Below are 20,735 nucleotides of genomic sequence, written 5' to 3'. Positions count from 1 at the left end.
AGTGCCCGTTTTTCACTGAATTAGAACAGTGGAAAACGGGCACTTTTGTGATTGGCAGATTCAGCTCTTATGAAGGTTGATGAAAGTACAGTCCATTGAGTAATCTTCTGCAGAACTTATATTGTATCATTAACGGCAAGAAAGGATTTCTTTTTTATTTTTGACAGTTCCATTACTCTTGTTGATTACCACTTCAAATCCCTTGCAAGACGATGGATCTCTTTCATCGGAAAGCTCAACAACGATCTCTTCGCTCATTTCATGCACATCTCTCATTTCAAACGGTGCAGAATCAAGCTTTTCTTCTGTTCTCCACCATCCTGCGAGATACCGCTTGGAAATGTCAACGGCAAGTGTCCTGTTTACAGGCAGATCTGATTGTTCAATATGTAGTGTACGGGCATCATCACTTAAGAACATACCCAGCATGATCAAGATCCCGATTGCTGGAAAAAACAGTAGTTTTACATTCATCTATGTCACCTTTTTCTATACCGCAAATTAAATTACTGGAAGTATTTTCAGATGCATTCAGGACTGGTGGCTCTGTCGATTTTATTTATCTACAGTTCCTTTGGTCACAAAATTATATCCCCTATTCCGATTACGCGGATTTCCTTTTCATCATACACTGCTGCTTCTTTATTTCCAATCACCCTTATTCTCTGATCTTGAATAGATAACCCCGTCTCTTCCGAAAGAGCGATGACAGGCAGTTGATATCTATTGATGAATGAAAGAATGAATGATCGGTCATCTTCCTCATAATGACATTGAATCGCATACTTTCCCACGAGCTGAAGACCCGCATAATCTCCTGAACAATCCTTATTTGAGTCACTGTTTTCCGCTGTCATAATATGGCTGCCTAAAACGATCCCCCCTGCACTGCCTCCATAAATGGTCCCCCCATTCTTCAAATATGTCTTAATCACATTAGAAAAGTGGTTACCGTTCATGGTTCTCAATAAGTGAAATGTATTTCCCCCGCCCAGATAAATTCCAGAATAATTCTGTAAATCTGCCACACTCTTATGTTCTAAATCTGTCCACATCTCGATATTATCTATCCCCAATGGACGAAAGACTCCCGTGATCCATTCATAGCAACTTTCATAGGATGCTACTGACAACTCCATGGCCACAGGGATATATAAAAGCGGAAGTTCCGGATGTAGTATTGAAGCAAAATGCCGATCAATTTCTCTTGTTTGGTTAGCATCTCCTCCACCAGATATCACGATATGTCCCAATGCTTTCACTCCTCCTATCCAATATTGTCATTCTACCATTTAATTGTAAGAATTCTCCACCACTTCTTTAAACAATCTTTGAATAACAAAAAAATTGAAAATCGAGGTTGGGAAAAGACATGACTGATTTCCTATACATAACATATTAAAACATGAAGTTTGAGGAAATTTTTCATAGAAATCGGGCATTTTTTAATTTTTCCATTCTTGATTTCCTAATAAATCCATTTTCCCGCCTGCAAGGGGGATTCTGCATTTTCAGATAGTCTGCTAGAATCCTATTTAGCGAGATGCACTACATACAAGGAATATCTTCATCAGCATCTCCCATCTATTATTCGAAAGGGGGAAAACGAAAGGGTATTAATTCATTTCAGAAATTTGTCGTTACCGTTTTGAGTCCACTCTAAAAAAAGAAAATGGAGGAATACGATTATGAAATTTAAAAAGATTGCCGCTCTATCATTAGCTGCTTCACTCGCCATCTTTCCAAGCTTTGGCGGAAGCGCATTCGCAAAAGATTCAAACCCTCTCGATAATGCTGCAAAAAAACCAGCCGTAAGTAAAAGTCTTGAAAAAAATGAGTATGTTAAAGGTGAAGTGATTGTAAAGTTTAAAGATTCAGCATCAAAATCATTAAAAGGCAGCGCACTTAAAAATATGAATGCCACAGAAATTCAAGACACAGATGCAGTCAAGTCACCTTACAAAGTCCTTAAGGTCGGGAATGTGGAGGCTGCGGTCAAAGCTTTAAATAAAAATCCTAATGTAGAATACGCTGAACCCAACTATAAACTTGCTTCTACCTGGACTCCGAATGACTACTATTATCAAGGCTATCAATACGGTCCCCAAAACACTTACACCAATTATGCCTGGGATTACACCAAAGGCAGCAGCGGCCAGGAAATAGCAGTACTTGATACGGGAGTGGATTATAATCACCCCGATCTTGACGGTAAAACCATCCGCGGTTATGACTTTGTCGACAATGATTACTACCCGATGGATCTGAATGGCCATGGTACACATGTAGCAGGTACTGCTGCTGCTGAAACAAATAACAGTACAGGAATTGCTGGAATGGCTCCCAATACTAGAATTCTTGCAGTCCGGGTCCTGGATGCAAGTGGGAACGGTTCATTAACAGACATTGCTGATGGTATACGTTATGCGGCCGACCAGGGTGCGGAGGTCATCAATCTTTCCCTGGGTTGTGATTGCTCAACGACTACATTGGAAAATGCGGTTAACTATGCATGGAACAAAGGAAGTGTAGTCATTGCTGCAGCTGGAAATGACGGGGTCTCAACTACATTTGAACCGGCTTCATATTCAAATGTAATTGCAGTAGGTGCCGTGGACAGTTCTGATCGCAGAGCTTCATTCTCAAATTACGGTTCATGGGTAGATGTGTCTGCCCCGGGTGTTGACATTGCTGCAACCGTACCAAATAACGGATACGCGTACATGTCAGGGACATCAATGGCTTCCCCGCACGTTGCAGGATTAGCGGGGCTTCTTGCAAGTCAGGGACGCAGCAATAGCCAAATCCGCCAGGCAATCGAACAGACTGCCGATTATGTAAGTGGAACTGGTACTTACACTCAACATGGCAGAATCAATTCATATGATGCGGTAAGATACTGATCTGAATTTGGAAAATCCCTCCTGCCAATCAGGCTGTGAGGGATTTTTTTATTTTATAATCTCACCTGAAGCATTATGAAGATGCTTCGAATCCTGATACTCCTGCATTCGTGATCACTCTGCATGCCCCATATTTCTTTTCGGCCTTCCCTGCAACTGTTCCGACAGTGTCCATCAAGTCATTGAAAGCAGATTGACCTCCTTCTTCCATTGTAGTTAAAGATGGGAAGTGTTTCTTAGGGATGGCTACAATATTTACTCTGTAATAAGAGAAATTCGGATTAAGGAAACCAAATAAAAATACCAACTTCTTAAATAATGAACTGTATCCAGAATAGGAAATTTCTAAAATGTCCACTATTCGGGATAAAGTTCCCTTTTAAAAGATCGTTTTTTATATTTTTTTTAATGTTCCTTTTATTTTACTTAAGACTCATGTATACTAAAACCAAATTAAATAGAAATAACTAGGGGAGTCCAATAAGTTGGGCTGAGAGAGAAACACGTTAAAGTTTCTTGACCCTTTGGACCTGATCTAGATCATACTAGCGTGGGGAAGTTAGAAAAAATAATCATGTATTGAATAAACTTCTACATACAAAAGCCGGTCCATCCTTTTTGGATTCGGCTTTTTTTATTTAATTCATTTCTTTAATCCTCTTTTATTGTTCTAGATCCCGTCCTTTAATTTTAAAAAGGGAGAGATTTATTCTATGTCAACAACTTCATTAAACGAAAAAAAAATTTCCATCATGTCTAGTTTTTCAGGTAGTAAAAAAGTTTATGTTGAAGGCTCAAGACCCGATATCAAGGTACCAATGCGTGAAATTGAACTAAGTCCTACAACTGGTGCCTTTGGTGAAGAAGAAAATCCGCCATTTCGTGTCTATGATACAAGCGGACCATATACGGATTCTAATTATTCAGTTGATATTACAAAAGGTCTTCCTCCTTTTCGAAGCACATGGATTCATGAACGAGGGGATGTTGAGGAATATGAAGGAAGAGAAATTAAGGCTGAAGACAATGGATATAGGGATGAAAATGATCCTCGTGCTAATCATAATGTGTTCCCTGGTCTAAAGCGTAAACCATTACGTGCAAAAAAAGGGAGAAATGTCACACAGCTTCATTATGCAAGAATGGGCATCATCACTCCCGAGATGGAATTTATCGCATTAAGGGAAAATATGAAATCTGAATTTGTGCGTGAAGAAGTTGCAAGAGGACGAGCAATTATTCCTTCTAATATCAATCATCCTGAGGCAGAGCCAATGATCATAGGACGTAATTTCCATGTTAAAATCAACGCAAATATTGGGAATTCTGCTGTTTCATCCTCCATCGAAGAAGAAGTCGAAAAAATGACTTGGGCCACACGTTGGGGTGCTGATAATATTATGGACCTATCAACAGGGAAAAACATTCATACAACAAGGGAATGGATTATTCGCAATTCAGCTGTTCCTGTAGGAACCGTTCCTATCTATCAAGCACTTGAAAAAGTTAATGGAGTTGCCGAAGACCTTACATGGGAGGTTTACCGTGATACTTTGATTGAGCAAGCCGAGCAAGGCGTAGATTACTTCACAATTCATGCTGGTGTTCTTTTGCGATATGTTCCGTTAACAGCAAAACGTTTAACAGGTATTGTATCCCGAGGCGGCTCTATTATGTCACAATGGTGTCTTCACCACCACAAAGAAAGCTTTTTATATACTCATTTTGAAGAAATCTGTGAGATTATGAAAACTTATGATGTTGCATTCTCTTTAGGGGATGGTCTGCGTCCCGGTTCAATTGCCGATGCCAATGATGAAGCACAATTTGCGGAATTAGAAACTCTTGGAGAACTAACACAAATTGCTTGGAAGCATGATGTACAGGTAATGGTTGAAGGTCCAGGCCACGTACCTATGCACCTTATTAAAGAAAACATGGATAAACAACTTGAGGTTTGTAAGGAAGCTCCTTTCTACACTCTAGGGCCACTTACAACTGACATAGCTCCTGGCTATGATCATATTACATCTGCGATTGGTGCAGCCATGATTGGTTGGTTTGGTACGGCTATGCTTTGTTATGTAACACCAAAAGAACATTTAGGATTACCAAACCGGGATGATGTACGTGAAGGTGTAATAACTTATAAAATAGCTGCACATGCTGCTGATTTAGCGAAAGGCCATCCAGGAGCACACAAAAGAGATGATGCCTTATCTAAAGCTCGTTTCGAATTCCGTTGGAGAGATCAGTTTAATTTATCATTGGATCCTGAACGCGCTTTAGAATATCATGATGAGACGTTACCTGCAGAAGGTGCAAAAACAGCACATTTTTGCTCAATGTGTGGACCGAAATTTTGTAGCATGAGGATCTCTCAAGATATTCGTAACTACGCGAAAGAAAAAAAGCTTGATACAAAAGAAGCAATAGAAAAAGGAATGAAGGAAAAAGCTGAAGAGTTTAAGGAATCTGGTGGTAAACTATATCAATAACTCTTGCTGTTAGGAGGTTTACGTTGAAGATCCAAATAATTGAAGAGGAGATCAATCAATTAAAAACTCACCTTGCTTTTTTGGAAAAAAGCTTAAAAGAGATTCAACAAAATTGTGATCATCATTTTAAAGGGAATCAATATTATGAAACTTGTATCAAGTGTAATAAGGTAATTGTTTTATACTATTAGCAGTGTAAAGCTACCCTGCCCTAATACTACCTCAGTATCTGGTACACTTTTCATCTAACTAAAGCAGTTGAATATCAAAAACGGACAGGTAGTTTTAATGAAGACTTATTACTTCATATCTCACCTTAGGCTGGAACATATTAACTTACCATTTTAATCCAGAGAAAGTCGTCTCATTAGATCTCTAAGACTACTGAAAATTTCTTAGCGTTGTAAAAAACGGGGGATCGTCTTGAAAATGGACTTAGCGTTGTCAATCCGCATTTTCCTGACGGTACCCCAATAAGAGTGGTATGTTAATAGAACAATGTATTTTTAGTTTCAAAAACAATCTTCACTTCAGTCTTTCCACTCAATACTTCATCACAGTAAAAATCATTCGTCAATCTGACCACTCCCTATTAGATTATTCCCTTCTATCAATTTTTACATATTTATCCAGTTTAAACCCTGAATTTTCTTTTGCCGATTATGCCTCTATTTCATGAAAATTTTCCTGATTCTCTTCGAATATACTCTATTTTTTCTACTCATATAGACCCTGTTTTTCTCAATACCCAGAGACTCGATAGAATGATACGATTTTATTGACAGAATTTTTAGAAATAAAAACAGGAGGAGATCATGTGAAGAAGAAAAAGTTAGCAGGTATTGGTTTGTCGGTTGGTTTGTTGACGGGGATGATTGGAACCGGTAATGCGGCTGCACAACCACAATCAACTATTCAATGGAACCAAAAAGCAGGGACACCGGAGTTTGTTAAAGGAGCCCTTTCTGCTCCATCTAAAGGAAAGGCTGAATCCATTGTACTTTCTTATTTGGAAAATAACCGGAAAACATTTAAGTTGTCTGCCGAAGAGGCAAATGAACAATTCAAGGTTTTATCCGTGGAAAAGGACGAACTGGGGCTCACAGTCGTCCGCTTTCAGCAAATGTATAAAGGTGTCCCTGTCTGGGGGTCCACTCAATCAGCTGTAGTAAAAGAAGATGGTGTCATTCAGGCCTTCTCAGGTACTGTCGTTGCCGACTTAGATAAGAAAAGCTTAAAGGCAGGCAAAAAAGTGAATGCGAATAAAGCACTTAAAATCGCTAAAAAGGATTTAGGGCTCGACCCTATCCTGGAGAAAAAGGTAAAGCCAGAACTTGTTATTTATACTGATGGTGATTCTGCCAAATACGCTTACTTCATTAACTTGAATTTCCTTCAGCCCGAACCGGGCAATTGGAATTACTTCATTGACACCAAAACCGGTGAAGTCCTCAATAAATATAATGACATGCACGAAGTAAACGGAACTAATCAAGTAGGTACAGGCAAAGGTGTGCTTGGTGACACTAAGTCACTGAACACTACTCTATCCAATGGATCCTATTATCTTCAGGATAATACGAGAGGAGGAGGAATCTACACATATAATATGAATAACCGAACGTTCTTCCCTCAATTTTTCCTGCCAGGAACACTTTGGAAGGATAGCGATAATGTATTGAATGCTTCCTACGATGCGGCTGCTGTAGATGCACATCACTATGCTGGTGAAACATATGATTTTTATAAAGAAAAATTCAATCGGAATTCTTATGACAACAATGGAGCTGAACTTGTATCTTCCGTCCATTACAGCAGCGGTTACAACAATGCATTCTGGAACGGTTCACAAATGGTTTACGGTGATGGGGACGGAACTACATTCGCACCGCTTTCCGGCGGGATAGATGTTGTCGCGCATGAACTGACACATGCCGTTACCAACTTCTCCTCAGACCTGGTCTACCAGAACGAATCAGGTGCCTTGAATGAAGCAATTTCTGATATCTTCGGAACACTTGTGGAATATGAAAAAGGTATCAACCCTGACTTTGAAATTGGAGAAGATATCTACACGCCTGGTACAAGCGGAGATGCCCTCAGGTCCATGAGCGACCCGAGCAAATATGGCGATCCGGATCACTACTCTGTACGTTACACAGGAAGCCAGGATAATGGAGGAGTTCATATCAACTCGGGAATCATCAACAAGCAAGCTTATCTTCTTAGTGAAGGTGGAACTTTCTACGGAGTGTCCGTACAAGGTATCGGACGTGAGAAGCTTGGTGACATCTACTATCGCATGAATACTGTTTACCTCACTTCTTCTTCTACTTTCAGCCAGGCCAGGGCAGCTGCTGTCCAGGCGGCAACAGACCTTTATGGAAGCGGATCCACTGAAGTGAATGCAGTAAATCTTTCATTTGATGCAGTAGGAATCTATTAATCTTTTAAAAAACCAGCAGAGAATTATCTCTGCTGGTTTTTTTGATCTATTAATGATTTACAACTTTATCAAGACCACCCGGCTTATTATGAATAGCCAGTTTATCCATTAATTTATTGCTTTCTGCGTTTAGTCCAGTCAAGTTTACCTTAACACCGTTCTGGTGGTATTTCAGCACGATTTTATCAATCGCACCTACAGCAGAATCATCCCATAAATGAGTATTCGTCAAATCCAATGTAACTTCTTTTACGTCTTCTGTAAAATCAAAACTCTCAACAAACTCAGTGACAGATGCAAAGAAAAGCTGTCCGGATACCCGGTATACTTTCTTATGAGTTTGTTCTGACGCCATTGTCGTAATTTTGACTTTTGAGATTTTAGAGGCAAAGAATACAGCACTCAAGATGATACCCACCAGGACACCTTTTGATAAGTCATGCGTGAATAAGACAGTAATGACTGTAGCAAGCATAACCATCGTATCAGTGATAGGTGTTTTATGAAGACTTTTAACAGATCCCCAGTCAAATGTACCGATAGATACCATAATCATGACACCCACTAAAGCTGCCATCGGAATTTGTACCAAGAAGTCATTCAGTAGAAGAATCAGAATCATCAAGAAGGTTCCGGCCACAAACGCTGAAAGCCTTCCTCTGCCACCAGACTTAACATTGATTACAGATTGTCCGATCATTGCACATCCAGCCATACCGCCGAAAAATCCTGATACAATATTGGCAATCCCTTGTCCCTTAGCTTCTTTATTCTTATCACTCGTCGTGTCCGTCATATCATCTACAATAGAAGCAGTAAGCAATGACTCGACAAGACCAACGATTGCTATTGAAAGAGAATATGGGAAGATGATTTGCAATGTTTCAAAGTTAAACGGGATATCCGGAATTAAGAAGAGAGGTAATGCCTGAGTCAAATCACCCATATCTCCCACCGTGCGAACACCACTTCCAGTCATTACAGCAAATATTGTCACTGCAATAATTGCAACTAAAGGTGATGGAACAGCTTTAGTAAAGCGAGGCAAGATATAAATAATTGCTAAAGCAGCAGCCACCATCGCATACATTATCCATGTTTCACCAACAAAGTGAGGTAATTGGGATGTGAAAATCAATATTGCAAGTGCGTTAACAAAACCGACCATCACAGAGCGTGGAACAAATTTCATCAAGCGTCCCAATTTCAAAACACCCATAACAATTTGGATGACTCCTGTTAAGATGGTTGCAGCTAACAAATACTGAAGTCCATGATCTGCAACCAACGTAACCATCACAAGGGCGGTCGCACCCGTCGCTGCAGAAATCATCCCCGGACGTCCACCGACAAATGCTATGACAACTGCAATACAGAATGATGCGTACAACCCGACCATCGGATCTACTCCGGCAATGATCGAAAATGCAATCGCTTCTGGAATCAATGCCATCGCTACGACCATCCCTGCAAGGATGTCTCCGCGGATATTTCCAAACCATTCATATTTAATTTTTGAAGATAAATTCATAATGCACCTCTTTTATTGTTTTGTCTTGACTTTCAACTCTCATGAAAGTCGGGGCCGTTTTACACAAGGCACATTATATAATGGATTTATCTTTTTGTGAACCATCAATGAAAGCGAAACCATAACAATTTATCTCTCATTTAAGTGGATTTTCTCCGCTTTTCTATCAAACTTCAAATTTGTAAAAAAAGATACATATTTTTTGGGTGAGAAAGGTGTAAAATAGAACATATTTAACAGATTTCAATCATTGGAGGGGATTAAAATGTTTAAAAGGATTTTGCTTGCCACTGATGGTTCTGAACATTCAATCAGAGCTGCCGAAAAGGCAATTGCACTTGCTTCCTTTCAAACAGGTGCGCAAATGGATATTGTTTATGTGGTTGACGGTAAACAATCAAAGGATGATGTCCTCGAACATTGGGGCAGCGATGCAGCAGACAAACGAAAACACAAACTTCAAATGATTGAACAAAAAGCGAGACATGCTGAAGTAAAATACGAAACAATAATTTTACACGGGGAACCTGGTCCTGCAATTGTGGAATATGCAAACAAGCATACATATGATGCACTGGTCATCGGAAGCCGGGGCTTGAATACATTTCAGGAAATGGTCCTGGGTAGTGTGAGCCATAAAGTGGCAAAACGTGCGAAATGTCCGGTTATGATTGTTAAATAATTCGTAAATACTCACATAAAAAAGTGCGCGTCCAGAATGACGCGCACTTTTTTTAATGGAAGAATATTATTCACTTTCGCTTCTATTATAAGAACTCTCAGGTAAAGTATCCCAGAATGAAGTATCTGCTTCATCAATCGAGCCGTTCGCTATGGCATTTGCCGTCGCTTCCATTCCGATAACTGCTTGCTTAATCAGGTATCCGTTGCTCTTTTGACCCAGAACATAGTCTTCACGGTAGTGATCCGCCATACCTCTCATTTCAAAAAGCAGTGTAGCGATGCCATATTCTGCAGCTAAGCCATTTCGGGAAATGGTTTGAGCAGAACCACCGATATATTTCGAGAGTGTCCCGAAACCTCTGCTTTCTACAGTATTGTATAAGACTGCGCCGAGCTGTTTTGACTTTTCAACTACTTGAGGGTCCACTTCTTCATTGGTTGGATATAAAATCGACCCTGATACCAGCTCATCTGTATCTCCAAGAGTGGTTTCTGCTCCCTGATGATGAAGGTCTATCATGTAATCAGGAGAATATTTCTGCAGGACATTTTCATGGAGTGCCTGCGTCTCTGGCTGCTCACGGTCAACATGATCCCGGTTCAAATCCACTTCGTTTGCATTATAGCGGGTATGGGTACCAGACACGTAATCTTCCAAAGAAAAGTTCACGTCACCTTCAGCTCCGTCGACATTTAAACGAGGAGCCACCAATATGTTCACATGATTTAACATTTCTTTTACTTCCTTGGAGTTGGAAGTAAGATGTTGAATGAATTTTAGGGCGCCTTCAGTTGTGAGTGTCTCGTTCCCATGCTGCTGAGTTAAATATAAAATTGTCGGATTGGTTTCGTCTGATCCAAATTTTGCAAGATATAAATCGCGTCCCTTTACTGATTGTCCGTATACTTCAATTGAAAGAGCTTCTGACTTAGCATCAAGACGTTCAAGGAGCTTAGACATTTCTTCATAACTGTGCAGACGTTCATTCTTGATCGTTTCATTCCCATTATAATCCGGTCCAGCTGCTGAGACAGGTGCATTAGGAGCTGTCAACGCTATCCCGGATGCCATCAATACTCCAGATACTGTTCCTTTGATCCATTGTATGCACCGCCACGGATATATGTTGAAGCAGAACCTTTGATCGAATCATTATTCTGAACACTGAAACCATTACTTACCGGTGTGCTCTCATTCAAATAATTCTTAAACAGATTGAATGTGGATGAACCTTCTTTGATCGTTGAGTGGTTCCAAGTGTTTGTGCCCAGATGAGTTGCATATGGAAGGCGGGAACTGTTTACGGTGACAGCGCCGTCATTGCTTCCGTACGAGCTTAAGTACAAACCGCCCCAATATAGTGAACTGCCGAAGCTTCCCCACTTTGTACCTGAAAATGTATAGAAAGGGACTCTTCCGACATTGCTGTGAGTATCCGTTTGTTCCCGGAAATATGTCATATAGCCTGTCTGAAGAGAATAGGCTGCGTCACTTTTACTCCCAAGAATCCCTGCTAGCCACCCAGCCCAGCTGCTATACGCAAGGTCCGCGAGCTCTGATCCTTTGTGCGGGGAAGACAGCGTAATCACACGTGCAACATATGGATATGCTCCATAATGAACAATCGCCGATTGCGTATCTATGCCGCCTTTACTGTGGGCGACTATGACGACCTTCTCTCCGAAGTAATTGTACATATCACGGATCTTCCCGGCTAATAGTGCTCCGTTATCCCACATCGTTTTTGTCGGATAAAGGTCGATAAACGCTGTTTCATAGCCATTTTGATATGCGGTATTATACATATTATTTTCGTTCCACCATGTATGGGACGACGAATTCAACCCATGAACAAATAAAACCGGGTGTTTAGAAGGTGCTATATATGACGGAGTGGTACCCACATACCATTGTCCGGGAACACCGGATGGATCGTCTTTCCCGAAATCCCCGGCTGCCCCCAAAGAAGGAAACAATAAGAATAGGACGACAACCATTGGCCAAAGCTTCTTATACATAGCCTCTCTCCTTTTCAATAAGAATAAAACCTGTAAAGTATATTAGCTGAATACCACATGTATTCCCGATGTTCATAACTTGATAATATTGTACTAAGAAAAGAAATCTACAGAAATCCCTTCACATCAAGAGTAATAGTTTCTTCCTAGGTATCCTTTAGGTTTATATGCAGAAATTCCTGAGTAAGTCCCCTTCCTCAAACTGCAATGTTAAGAATGTGTAAACCTATCCCCTTCTTCTTGAAATCTCGATAATCCATGTTATACTTCTATTATAAAATACCGATATCGAGTTTCGATATCGAAAACCAATATTGTAAAGCGGGGTGAACCTATGGAAGATAAAGTTCTCAGGAAGCTATTTCTTGGCTTCATTCATATACATGTCCTTCATCATGCAAATGAAGAACCTATCTTTGGGTCGTGGATGCTTGAGGAATTAAGGGAGCACGGGTATACCATAAGCTCAGGTACGCTTTATCCGATTCTCCACTCCATGGAAAGAGATGGATTACTGATTAGAGAAGACCGAAATGTGGAAGGGAAAATCAGAAAGTATTACAGTACCACTCAAAAAGGAAACGTCATCTTGAAAGAAGCTCGTGAAAAAGCATTTGAGCTATTCAAGGAAATCAAAGATTAGGATAAAGAAGGTGAATAAATTGAAAACAAAGTCGCCATCTCAGAAGATCAAATCACTCATGGAAATATTATTGGTATCTTCCAGGCTGGGATTGTCATCCTTCGGGGGACCTGTCGCGCACTTAGGATATTTTCATGAGGAATATATTAGAAGAAGAAAATGGATGGATGAAAAGAGTTACGCCGATCTCGTTGCGCTTTGTCAGTTCCTTCCCGGTCCGGCAAGCAGCCAAGTCGGTATTGGCATTGGTGTCATGCGTGCGGGCGTTTTGGGCGGAATCGTCTCTTTTATAGGCTTTACGCTTCCATCGGTCATTGCACTTATCATCTTTGCCATTTTATTAAACGAAATGAATCTTGGTGATGCAGGCTGGATACGCGGATTGAAAATTGTAGCAGTTGCAGTCGTAGCTCATGCCATTTTGGGAATGGCAGCAAAGTTGACTCCTGACTCAAAAAGAAAAGCAATCGCTCTTCTTGCATTAGTCGGCACCCTTGTATGGCAGACTGCCTTCACTCAGATTGGTATTATTCTGATTGCCGCATTTATCGGATTTGTACTATTTAAGAATCAAAAGGCAGAGGAACATCCGTCGCTTTCCTTTCCTGTATCGAAACGGTTTGCCGCAGTATGTTTATCATTGTTTTTCAGTCTACTGATTTTGCTTCCAGTAGTCAGGGAAGTGACCTCGCTGAATTGGATTGCTATGTTTGACAGCTTTTATCGTTCGGGTTCATTGGTGTTTGGAGGCGGCCATGTGGTTCTTCCACTCTTGGAACGTGAATTCGTGCCGAGCGGCTGGTTAACAGAAGAAGCATTTCTCGCAGGTTATGGGGCGGCTCAAGCAGTGCCGGGACCGCTGTTTACTTTTGCTGCGTATTTGGGAGCTGTATTGAATGGATGGCAAGGCGGTTTGATTGCGACATTCGCTATCTTCCTGCCGGCTTTCCTGCTCATATTGGGTGCACTGCCTTTTTGGAACAGTTTAAGAAGGAACCCTAAGATTAAAGGGGCTCTGATGGGGGTGAATGCAGGTGTTGTCGGCATTTTGATTGCTGCCTTTTATCATCCGATCTGGACCAGCTCCATCAAGGCACCGAGCGACTTTGCGTTTGCCTCTGTATTATTCAGCATGTTGGTCATATGGAAGTTTCCTCCGTGGGTCGTGGTCGTCATCGGAGCGGCTGGCGGCATACTGATGGAAATGATGGTATAAATAATGTCCGGGAAAGAAGATTCCCGGACATTTCTATCGTAATTAATATGTATACTCTTTAATCATAACGAAAGAATAAAGACTATCAAACACATTGGAGTTTTTAAACATGACTGCGAGAATTCTTTTGTTTATCGGCTTTTTACTTCCCTGGTTCACTTTATTCTTTGCAAAACAAGATACGATCAGACGGTTTATGCCTGTCACGTTCTTAACCTGCTTGTTGATGACCATCATCTTCCAGATAGCATATACTTACGACTGGTGGGAAATCCATGAATATATAGCTCCCTGGGGCTATATGATCGATGTGAGCTTCGCATATGGAATTTTTGCAGTGGGGACGTTTTGGATTTTTCGATTTACATATCATCGTTTTACTCTGTTTATCCTCATTAATTTTATTATGGACGCATTTATGTGCTATGTCGCCCTGCCGTTATTAAACGTATTAGGCATCGCAGAATACAAAAACATTTCCCCTTGGCAGTATTTGCTTGTCATTTTCAGCATTTCTTTCATCATTTATTTCTATCACAAATGGCAGGAAAAAGTTTTCACACCATCTCCCAATTAATAAGCATAGGAGTTTTTTCATTATTCATGCTTCCCTCTTTTGATAAACCGATATGCCACATATGCAAAATACAGCGGAGCAGCGATATAAATCAAATAAGGAAACTGTTCATATGTTCCTTTATAAATGACATACAATAGTGCACCGATAAAAAGCGTGACGATCGTGCCGTATTTTGGAAGAGGGATTTCTTTAAAACTTGGAATACGGATCCTGCTTACCATCAAAAAACACATTGCAGTAAAAATTACAGATGTAACAATATTGGGTATACGATCACCGAATAAAGTCAATATGGCTAGTATCCCGCCGGCCGCTGTAATCGGGACCCCTATAAAATATTGCAGGGATGACTTAGGAGGGCTCGTGTTAAAACGGGCCAGGCGATACGCGCCGAATAATGGAAGCAATCCTGCCACAAAAAAGCCCAATAACCCAAATTGGTGGAAGGAAGTATAATAAACCAGGAATGAAGGAGCCACTCCAAATGTTACGATATCAGCGAGCGAGTCCAATTCCTTTCCCAATGTACTGTCTGCATTCAGCATCCTTGCTAACCTTCCGTCCATACTATCGAGCATCATGCCGATAATGATCAATACAGCTGCATTTTTGAATTGACCGTTGGCAGCAAAGCCGATAGATAAGAAACCACAGTATAAGTTGCCCAATGTAAGCATATTAGGTATTTTCTTAGTAAGTCGCATATGTATTCTCCAGTCTATATCTAATAGTATTTATAGAATACCATGTTTTCTGCCTTCATAAATGTATATGACATAAATTTATACAAATTACTGATTGTCATAACTACAGCTATACTAGCTGTTCGAATTTTGTTATAATTTTACTATTAAGTATAAATATGAAATAATTTAAATGAAGCAAGGAGGCAAAAAATGACCGGGACCATTGCCGTTATTATGATTTTTTCCATTCCTATCATTGCTATTTTTACAGATCATATTCACAAACAATCAAAAATCAAACAACGAATAGTTGAGGATCAATTGAAGCTCGAACAATTGAAACATGAAAACTTTGTCATCGAAACTGAAAAAATGAAGCTTGAACTTAAGCAGATGACACTGGATGAACCGAAGAAAAACTCCAATATCCTATAAAAAACCCGCCATCAAAGCGGGTTTTTCTTTATCCATCACATTCCCAAGCAGGATTGACAGTGAGTGATTGGTGTCAAGGTTGGTTGTTATCCATTTATGATAATTTCTTCATTACTGCCTCTACAAAATAAAACTTAGTCTTTTAACCGGCTTCGTGAAGACATCGTAAAGAAAAATCTTCGCAGATAATCCCTGATCATTCTACTTCCGCATTTCGTCAATTATGAATTGAATGGCATTTTCCAAAATTAGAACCTCTGAAATCCCTTTACGATTTCTCAAGGACACCTTTCCTTCCTCCATTTCTTTCTTTCCAACCACCATTAAATAAGGTGTTTTTGCCATCTGAGCATTCCTGATTTTGTACCCGATTTTCTCATCCCGGTCATCGATTTCCACTCTAAGACCTTTATTTTCCAAGAGGTTCTTCACTTGGAGAGCGTAGTCCATTTGTGCCTGAGATATCGGCAGCACTTTTACCTGAACCGGAGCAAGCCACATCGGAAATTCCCCTTCATAATGTTCAATGAGGATAGCCATGAAACGCTCAATAGAACCGTATATCGCACGGTGAATCATGATTGGCCTGTGAACTTTATTGTCTTCTCCTATATATTCACAGTTGAATTTTTCGGGCATCTGGAAATCAAGTTGAACTGTACCGCACTGCCAACTTCGGCCAATGGAATCCACAAGGTGGAAATCGATCTTCGGTCCATAAAATGAACCATCTCCTTCATTAATTTGATAGTCTGCATTTCGATCCTGTAAAACTCTTTTCAAATCTTCTTCAGCTTTATCCCACATAGCAATGGATCCCATATATTCCTCTGGCCTTGTGGATAATTCAATCTTATATCGAAATCCAAACTTGGAATAAAAGACATCAATCAAATCAAGGACGTTATGCAGCTCTTTTTGGACCTGATCCTCAAGTACGAATAGATGAGCATCATCCTGAGTGAAAGACCTGACTCTTAGCAATCCGCTTAAAGAACCTGAAAGCTCATGCCGATGTACCAACCCCAGTTCCCCATACCGGATCGGAAGCTCACGATAGCTTCTTCTCCTGCTATTATAAATCAACACTGCTCCCGGGCAATTCATCGGCTTAATCGCATAAGATTGATCATCAACATTTGAAAAATACATACTTTCATGATAATGCTTCCAGTGTCCGGATTGCTCCCATAATTCCTGTTTCATCATGATTGGTGTCTTAATTTCCTGATACCCTGCTTTTCTATGCTCCTTCTTCCAGAACTTTTCAAGTTCATCTCTGATTACCATCCCTTTCGGCAGGAAAAAAGGCATTCCCGGGGCTTCCTCCATCGAGATAAACAACTCCAACTGAGTACCGAGTTTTCGATGATTTCTTTTTTCTGAATCAAATGATGCCGACATAGTTCATCCCTCCTGATTATTATATAAAAAAGACCGCACCCGCCCCTATGCAAGGGACGTGTACGGTCGTGGTTCCAACCTAATTCCGAAGAAGTCAAATGACCCTCTCCGCTCTAAGTAAGATAACGGTTTTACCCGATCATGGATACTGAACCATTCACCATAATAGCTCCAAGGTGGTAAATCATTCTCTTTTCTTCAGGGCTCACAGCCTTAGACCCTGTTCTCTGGAAAGTAAGTTAGAATCATTCATATCCTCTTCATAGCACTATATATATTTTTTTCAATACTGATTCATTGAAACATCCTTGATTCTTTAGCCAATATTGAAAAAACAAAAGACCGCACTCATCCCAATACAAGGGACGAGTGCGGTCGTGGTTCCACCCTAATTCCGAAGGAGTCAAACGACTCTCTTCGCTTTAAGTAAGATAACGGTATTAACCGGTCATGGATACTGCAGCCTTCACCATGAAAGCTCCAAGGGGGTAAATCATTCTCTTTTCTTCAGGGCTCACAGCCTTAGACCCTGTTCTCTGGAAAGTAAGTTAGAATCATTCATGTCCTCTTCACAGCTTTATACTAATATATTCAATATTTTCTGAATCGTTAAATGAATTATATGGAATAATTATCTAAATGTCAAGGAGTCCAAAATGTCAATCTTGCCTCAAAAAATGCACAAACATGCATAAAACGTAATATTTTTTAAAAATATATTGAACAATACATAACAATATTGTAATATATTTAATTGATCGAGGAATAATTTGGAAAAACTCATGGCGTTAATTCAGACCGATTACATAAGTTCAATGAAGTCTTTCACGATTCTTACTGCAAATAAATTTCAGGAGGAAAACAATGAAACCAATCATTCATAAAGAAATAGAAATGCCTGAATTAAATCAAGAACAATTGGATTACATAACCGCACTGACGTTCAGTGAAAGGAATACAGTCAGGAAATGCGATGCGATTTTTGTTTTTTCAGGCACCCATCCCGGACATTGGGAAAATGCAATTGATGCCTACAACCGAAATCTCGCCCGAAAAATTATCGTGACTGGAGGAAGAAGCGTGACTGCGATTGCCCACCCTGAATGGGAAGGCAGGAGATCACCAAATGTTACGGAGGCTTCCGTCATCATTTCTTATCTGTTAGAGGCAGGAATCCCCGAAGAGGAAATCATATACGAGGACCAATCCAGGAATTCACTCGAAAATGTAATTTGCGCAAAAGACATCATCGACTTTACGTCCATCAATTCACTTCTGGTCATCTGTAAAAGTCATGCCGCTGGCCGCCAGATCAGAACACTCATGAAACACTTTCCTGAAGGAATGGCGTTTATTCCTTATTCTTTTGATACAAAATACCGTGATACAGTGGTTTCCCGCAGCTGTTGGATGAACACTGAAATTGGAAGGAACAGGGTTTGGGCGGAATACTTAAGAATCCTTCATTACGGTAATTTGGGTCATCTTGTCCCCCTTTCTAATGAATTAGTACTCTCTCAAAATAAATATCAGCATCAGGGTTAACCCCGATGCTGACCATTAATTATCAATTTTTGCTCTTTCCTTTTTTAATTGGAAATACTTATCCATTACACGCTTCGAGATCGTTTTATTGATATACGGGTCATGTGTCTGATGTGACCATGGCACTACTGTAGAGAAAGCGATTTCTGGATGTTCGAAGGGCGCGTAACCGATAAGTGTTGTGTTATAAGTTGCTTTTGATTTTTCCATGTTCTCCCCCTTATAAAAAGATTCAGCTGTCCCCGACTTACCTGCTGCATTATAAGGTGCATCTTTAAACAGATTGGCCGTTCCTTCTGCTCCATGAAAAACACGGTAGAAACCTTTCTGTACTTGATCCAACTCCCGTTCAGAAGCATCTATATGATTGAGGATAACTGGCTCTTTTTTGTAAATGAGATTACCGGGATCTCCTGTTTGCCTGGCCGGTTCACGTATTTCTTTGAGTATATGGGGCTGTATCCTTTTTCCTCCATTGGCTATGGTAGAAACATATTGAGCCAGTTGCATAGGTGTGTACGTATCATATTGACCTATGGCAAAGTCAAGGAGGAGACCTGGACGTTCTGCCGTTCCCTCGAAGCCTGATGATTCACCCGGCAAATCGATGCCCGTAGGTACACCAAGTCCCAATTGGGCAAAGTGTTCCCTGAATAGCCTGAATGCATCTGTATTAAAGTGTATGGGAGCTTGTGGCACATATCGGGTTTTAGCGATGCGCAGAGCTACCTTCCACATATATGAATTCGATGATTTCTCTAATGCGAATAAATCGCTTATCGGACCTGTGTTCTGTCCGTATTCATTAAACCACGATGCTTTTTTCGGGGTTCCTTTAATAAACAAGGGTTCATCGACGATCATTTCACCTGGCTCTATACTGTTGGTCATATATCCTGTCAATAACGTCGCCCCTTTCACAACTGAGCCTGATTCGTATGAAGAGGTGAATGTTCCAAGAGAATAATCTTGAAACTCTATTTCTCCGTTATCTTTGTCAATCATTCTTTGTCCGACCAACGCTTTGATTTCACCGGTATTCGGATCCATCATGACGACAAAAGCACGATCCAGATAAGGTGAGTTTTCCGACCCTGCATGTTTCCTCAATTCTTGCCGGACAATCTTCTCTATTTCCCTCTGCAATTCCATATCGATACTCAACACCATATCTTTGCCTTGCTTACCTTGCTGAACAACTTCTGTCTTTGTTATCTTGCCATCCTTTAGGAAATTCTTGATTCTCTTTTCTTTCCCGTTTAGAATCTGCTCATATTGAAGTTCCAGATAACTTGTACCTACACGGTCATTCCTGCTGTACCCTTTAGCAAGGTACTCTTCAAGGCTCTCTTTCGGAATTCCTTCACGGGAAGATGATACATTGCCCAAAACAGATTGTAGTGTTTGATCATATTCGTATGTACGTGACCAATCGGTGACGGCATTTACTCCCTTAAGTTCATCTAAATGTTCACTCACTCGTGCAAACTCCCTGATCGATACATTTTCGTTCTTTATAGTCTGCATCGTCATACTGTAACCGCTGATCATCTCATTATAAATAGCCAGCACTTCCAAGTCTTCAGTGTCCAATGATGTTAAATCCTTTTCTGTTATTCGATCTAATTTTAATTCGTAAATCCTTTTGTCTTTTTCTTCCCTTGATAAATTGTCTTTTTCTTCGATTCTACTTTTTTCAGAAGACAGCACTTTGGCTTTTGCTTTTTCCGGGTTCGATTTAATCCAAAAGTCTTTCTTGTCACGGTCCGTAAGGTCGCCAAAGTCTTTATTAATCATTTTTGCGAGTCTCCCCGCGGTATCAAGCATCTCTTCATCGGTGACTCCGTTTGTCCTCGTATAAGTAATCGCCCTCTTTGGAGCATTTCCTACTATCAGTTTGCCGTTACGATCATAAATCTTCCCCCGGGGAACATCACTGTTCACCACTGTATTTTCTTTCTGAATGACGATTCTCTCATAAGATTCCCCTTTGACGATTTGTATCTCCCCCAGTCTCACAATGAGAATACTGAACAAAAAGAAGACTGTAATAAACATGATCTTCATTCTGTTGGGAAGAACTTTCTTATCTTTTTTCCTTCCTGACATTTCTATTGCACCACACTTAAATTAGTATTAATTGAT

Annotated in this window: 19 protein-coding genes, 1 riboswitch and 1 other annotated feature; of the genes, 10 read left to right on the top strand and 9 right to left on the bottom strand. The window is 40.3% G+C overall.

Annotation, left to right across the window (positions count from 1 at the left end; genetic code table 11):
• Positions 1–129: 129 nt before the first annotated feature.
• Both V6B33_RS10370 and V6B33_RS10365 read right to left on the bottom strand, forming a co-directional pair.
• The gene (locus V6B33_RS10370) at positions 130–474 is read right to left on the bottom strand and encodes a hypothetical protein (protein ID WP_334217662.1); all 345 of its coding nucleotides are present in this window, start codon (positions 472–474) and stop codon (positions 130–132) included.
• Positions 475–578: 104 nt separating this feature from the next.
• Positions 579–1,253 carry a Type 1 glutamine amidotransferase-like domain-containing protein gene (locus tag V6B33_RS10365; RefSeq protein WP_334217661.1) on the bottom strand — a complete coding sequence of 225 codons (675 nt, stop codon included), beginning with the start codon at positions 1,251–1,253 and terminating at the stop codon, positions 579–581.
• 435 nt (positions 1,254–1,688) lie between these two features.
• On the opposite strand from V6B33_RS10365, the gene V6B33_RS10360 reads away from it, so the two are divergent.
• Positions 1,689–2,903 (top strand): S8 family peptidase, encoded by a 1,215-nt coding sequence (locus tag V6B33_RS10360; RefSeq protein WP_334217660.1) that lies wholly within the window; start codon positions 1,689–1,691, stop codon positions 2,901–2,903.
• Between the two features lie 73 nt (positions 2,904–2,976).
• On the opposite strand, the gene V6B33_RS10355 is transcribed toward V6B33_RS10360, so the two are convergent.
• Positions 2,977–3,261 carry a hypothetical protein gene (locus V6B33_RS10355; RefSeq protein ID WP_334217659.1) on the bottom strand — a complete coding sequence of 95 codons (285 nt, stop codon included), beginning with the start codon at positions 3,259–3,261 and terminating at the stop codon, positions 2,977–2,979.
• A gap of 101 nt (positions 3,262–3,362) precedes the next feature.
• Positions 3,363–3,477, top strand: a riboswitch (TPP riboswitch).
• Between the two features lie 139 nt (positions 3,478–3,616).
• Between V6B33_RS10355 and thiC the strand changes: the two genes are divergently transcribed.
• The 3 genes from thiC (at position 3,617) to V6B33_RS10335 (ending at position 7,847) form a co-directional block, all read left to right on the top strand.
• On the top strand, positions 3,617–5,401 hold the full coding sequence (gene thiC, locus V6B33_RS10350) for a phosphomethylpyrimidine synthase ThiC (protein WP_334217658.1): 1,785 nt from the start codon (positions 3,617–3,619) through the stop codon (positions 5,399–5,401).
• 23 nt (positions 5,402–5,424) lie between these two features.
• Positions 5,425–5,592, top strand: coding sequence for a serine protease (locus V6B33_RS10345; protein WP_334217657.1), 168 nt, complete (start codon positions 5,425–5,427; stop codon positions 5,590–5,592).
• 626 nt (positions 5,593–6,218) lie between these two features.
• Entirely contained in the window at positions 6,219–7,847 is a 1,629-nt protein-coding gene (locus V6B33_RS10335; protein WP_334217656.1) for a M4 family metallopeptidase, read from the top strand.
• A 49-nt stretch (positions 7,848–7,896) separates the two neighbouring features.
• Here the strand turns inward: V6B33_RS10335 and V6B33_RS10330 are convergent, their stop codons facing one another.
• Entirely contained in the window at positions 7,897–9,378 is a 1,482-nt protein-coding gene (locus V6B33_RS10330) for a SulP family inorganic anion transporter (protein ID WP_334217655.1), read from the bottom strand.
• A 265-nt stretch (positions 9,379–9,643) separates the two neighbouring features.
• Between V6B33_RS10330 and V6B33_RS10325 the strand changes: the two genes are divergently transcribed.
• Positions 9,644–10,060 carry a universal stress protein gene (locus tag V6B33_RS10325; protein ID WP_334217654.1) on the top strand — a complete coding sequence of 139 codons (417 nt, stop codon included), beginning with the start codon at positions 9,644–9,646 and terminating at the stop codon, positions 10,058–10,060.
• A 66-nt stretch (positions 10,061–10,126) separates the two neighbouring features.
• On the opposite strand, the gene V6B33_RS10320 is transcribed toward V6B33_RS10325, so the two are convergent.
• Positions 10,127–11,134 (bottom strand): M14 family metallopeptidase, encoded by a 1,008-nt coding sequence (locus V6B33_RS10320; protein ID WP_334217653.1) that lies wholly within the window; start codon positions 11,132–11,134, stop codon positions 10,127–10,129.
• Complete coding sequence (locus V6B33_RS10315; RefSeq protein ID WP_334217652.1) at positions 11,134–12,081, bottom strand: esterase/lipase family protein; 948 nt, start codon at positions 12,079–12,081, stop codon at positions 11,134–11,136. Before V6B33_RS10315 ends, V6B33_RS10320 begins: the two co-directional genes overlap by 1 nt.
• 334 nt (positions 12,082–12,415) lie before the next feature.
• Here V6B33_RS10315 and V6B33_RS10310 point away from each other — a divergent pair, with 334 nt between their 5' ends.
• The 3 genes from V6B33_RS10310 (at position 12,416) to V6B33_RS10300 (ending at position 14,517) form a co-directional block, all read left to right on the top strand.
• Positions 12,416–12,724, top strand: a complete 309-nt coding sequence (locus tag V6B33_RS10310; RefSeq protein ID WP_334217651.1) for a PadR family transcriptional regulator — start codon at positions 12,416–12,418, stop codon at positions 12,722–12,724.
• A 58-nt stretch (positions 12,725–12,782) separates the two neighbouring features.
• Positions 12,783–13,940 (top strand): chromate transporter, encoded by a 1,158-nt coding sequence (locus V6B33_RS10305; RefSeq protein ID WP_334217722.1) that lies wholly within the window; start codon positions 12,783–12,785, stop codon positions 13,938–13,940.
• A gap of 109 nt (positions 13,941–14,049) precedes the next feature.
• Positions 14,050–14,517: a hypothetical protein gene (locus V6B33_RS10300; RefSeq protein WP_334217650.1), complete on the top strand. Its 468-nt coding sequence runs from the start codon at positions 14,050–14,052 to the stop codon at positions 14,515–14,517.
• 20 nt (positions 14,518–14,537) lie between these two features.
• Here V6B33_RS10300 and pssA read toward each other — a convergent pair whose 3' ends face one another.
• Positions 14,538–15,224, bottom strand: coding sequence for a CDP-diacylglycerol--serine O-phosphatidyltransferase (gene pssA, locus V6B33_RS10295; RefSeq protein WP_334217649.1), 687 nt, complete (start codon positions 15,222–15,224; stop codon positions 14,538–14,540).
• Positions 15,225–15,416: 192 nt separating this feature from the next.
• On the opposite strand from pssA, the gene V6B33_RS10290 reads away from it, so the two are divergent.
• A complete protein-coding gene (locus V6B33_RS10290; RefSeq protein WP_334217648.1) occupies positions 15,417–15,641 on the top strand; it encodes a hypothetical protein in 225 nt (74 codons plus the stop codon).
• Positions 15,642–15,842: 201 nt separating this feature from the next.
• On the opposite strand, the gene thrS is transcribed toward V6B33_RS10290, so the two are convergent.
• Positions 15,843–17,045, bottom strand: coding sequence for a threonine--tRNA ligase (gene thrS, locus V6B33_RS10285; RefSeq protein WP_334217647.1), 1,203 nt, complete (start codon positions 17,043–17,045; stop codon positions 15,843–15,845).
• Positions 17,046–17,403: 358 nt separating this feature from the next.
• Positions 17,404–17,627: a binding site (T-box leader), on the bottom strand.
• Positions 17,628–17,909: 282 nt separating this feature from the next.
• Here thrS and V6B33_RS10280 point away from each other — a divergent pair.
• Positions 17,910–18,590: a YdcF family protein gene (locus tag V6B33_RS10280; protein ID WP_334217646.1), complete on the top strand. Its 681-nt coding sequence runs from the start codon at positions 17,910–17,912 to the stop codon at positions 18,588–18,590.
• 15 nt (positions 18,591–18,605) lie between these two features.
• On the opposite strand, the gene V6B33_RS10275 is transcribed toward V6B33_RS10280, so the two are convergent.
• Positions 18,606–20,699, bottom strand: a complete 2,094-nt coding sequence (locus V6B33_RS10275) for a peptidoglycan D,D-transpeptidase FtsI family protein (RefSeq protein WP_334217645.1) — start codon at positions 20,697–20,699, stop codon at positions 18,606–18,608.
• Positions 20,700–20,735: the final 36 nt, after the last annotated feature.

It is taken from the genome of Mangrovibacillus sp. Mu-81, from assembly GCF_036867415.1.
In the GTDB taxonomy this organism is placed as follows: Bacteria; Bacillota; Bacilli; order Bacillales; family Bacillaceae_B; genus Rossellomorea.
Note: the sequence above shows the minus strand (reverse complement) of the source record. Positions and strands in the feature narration are given on the sequence as shown.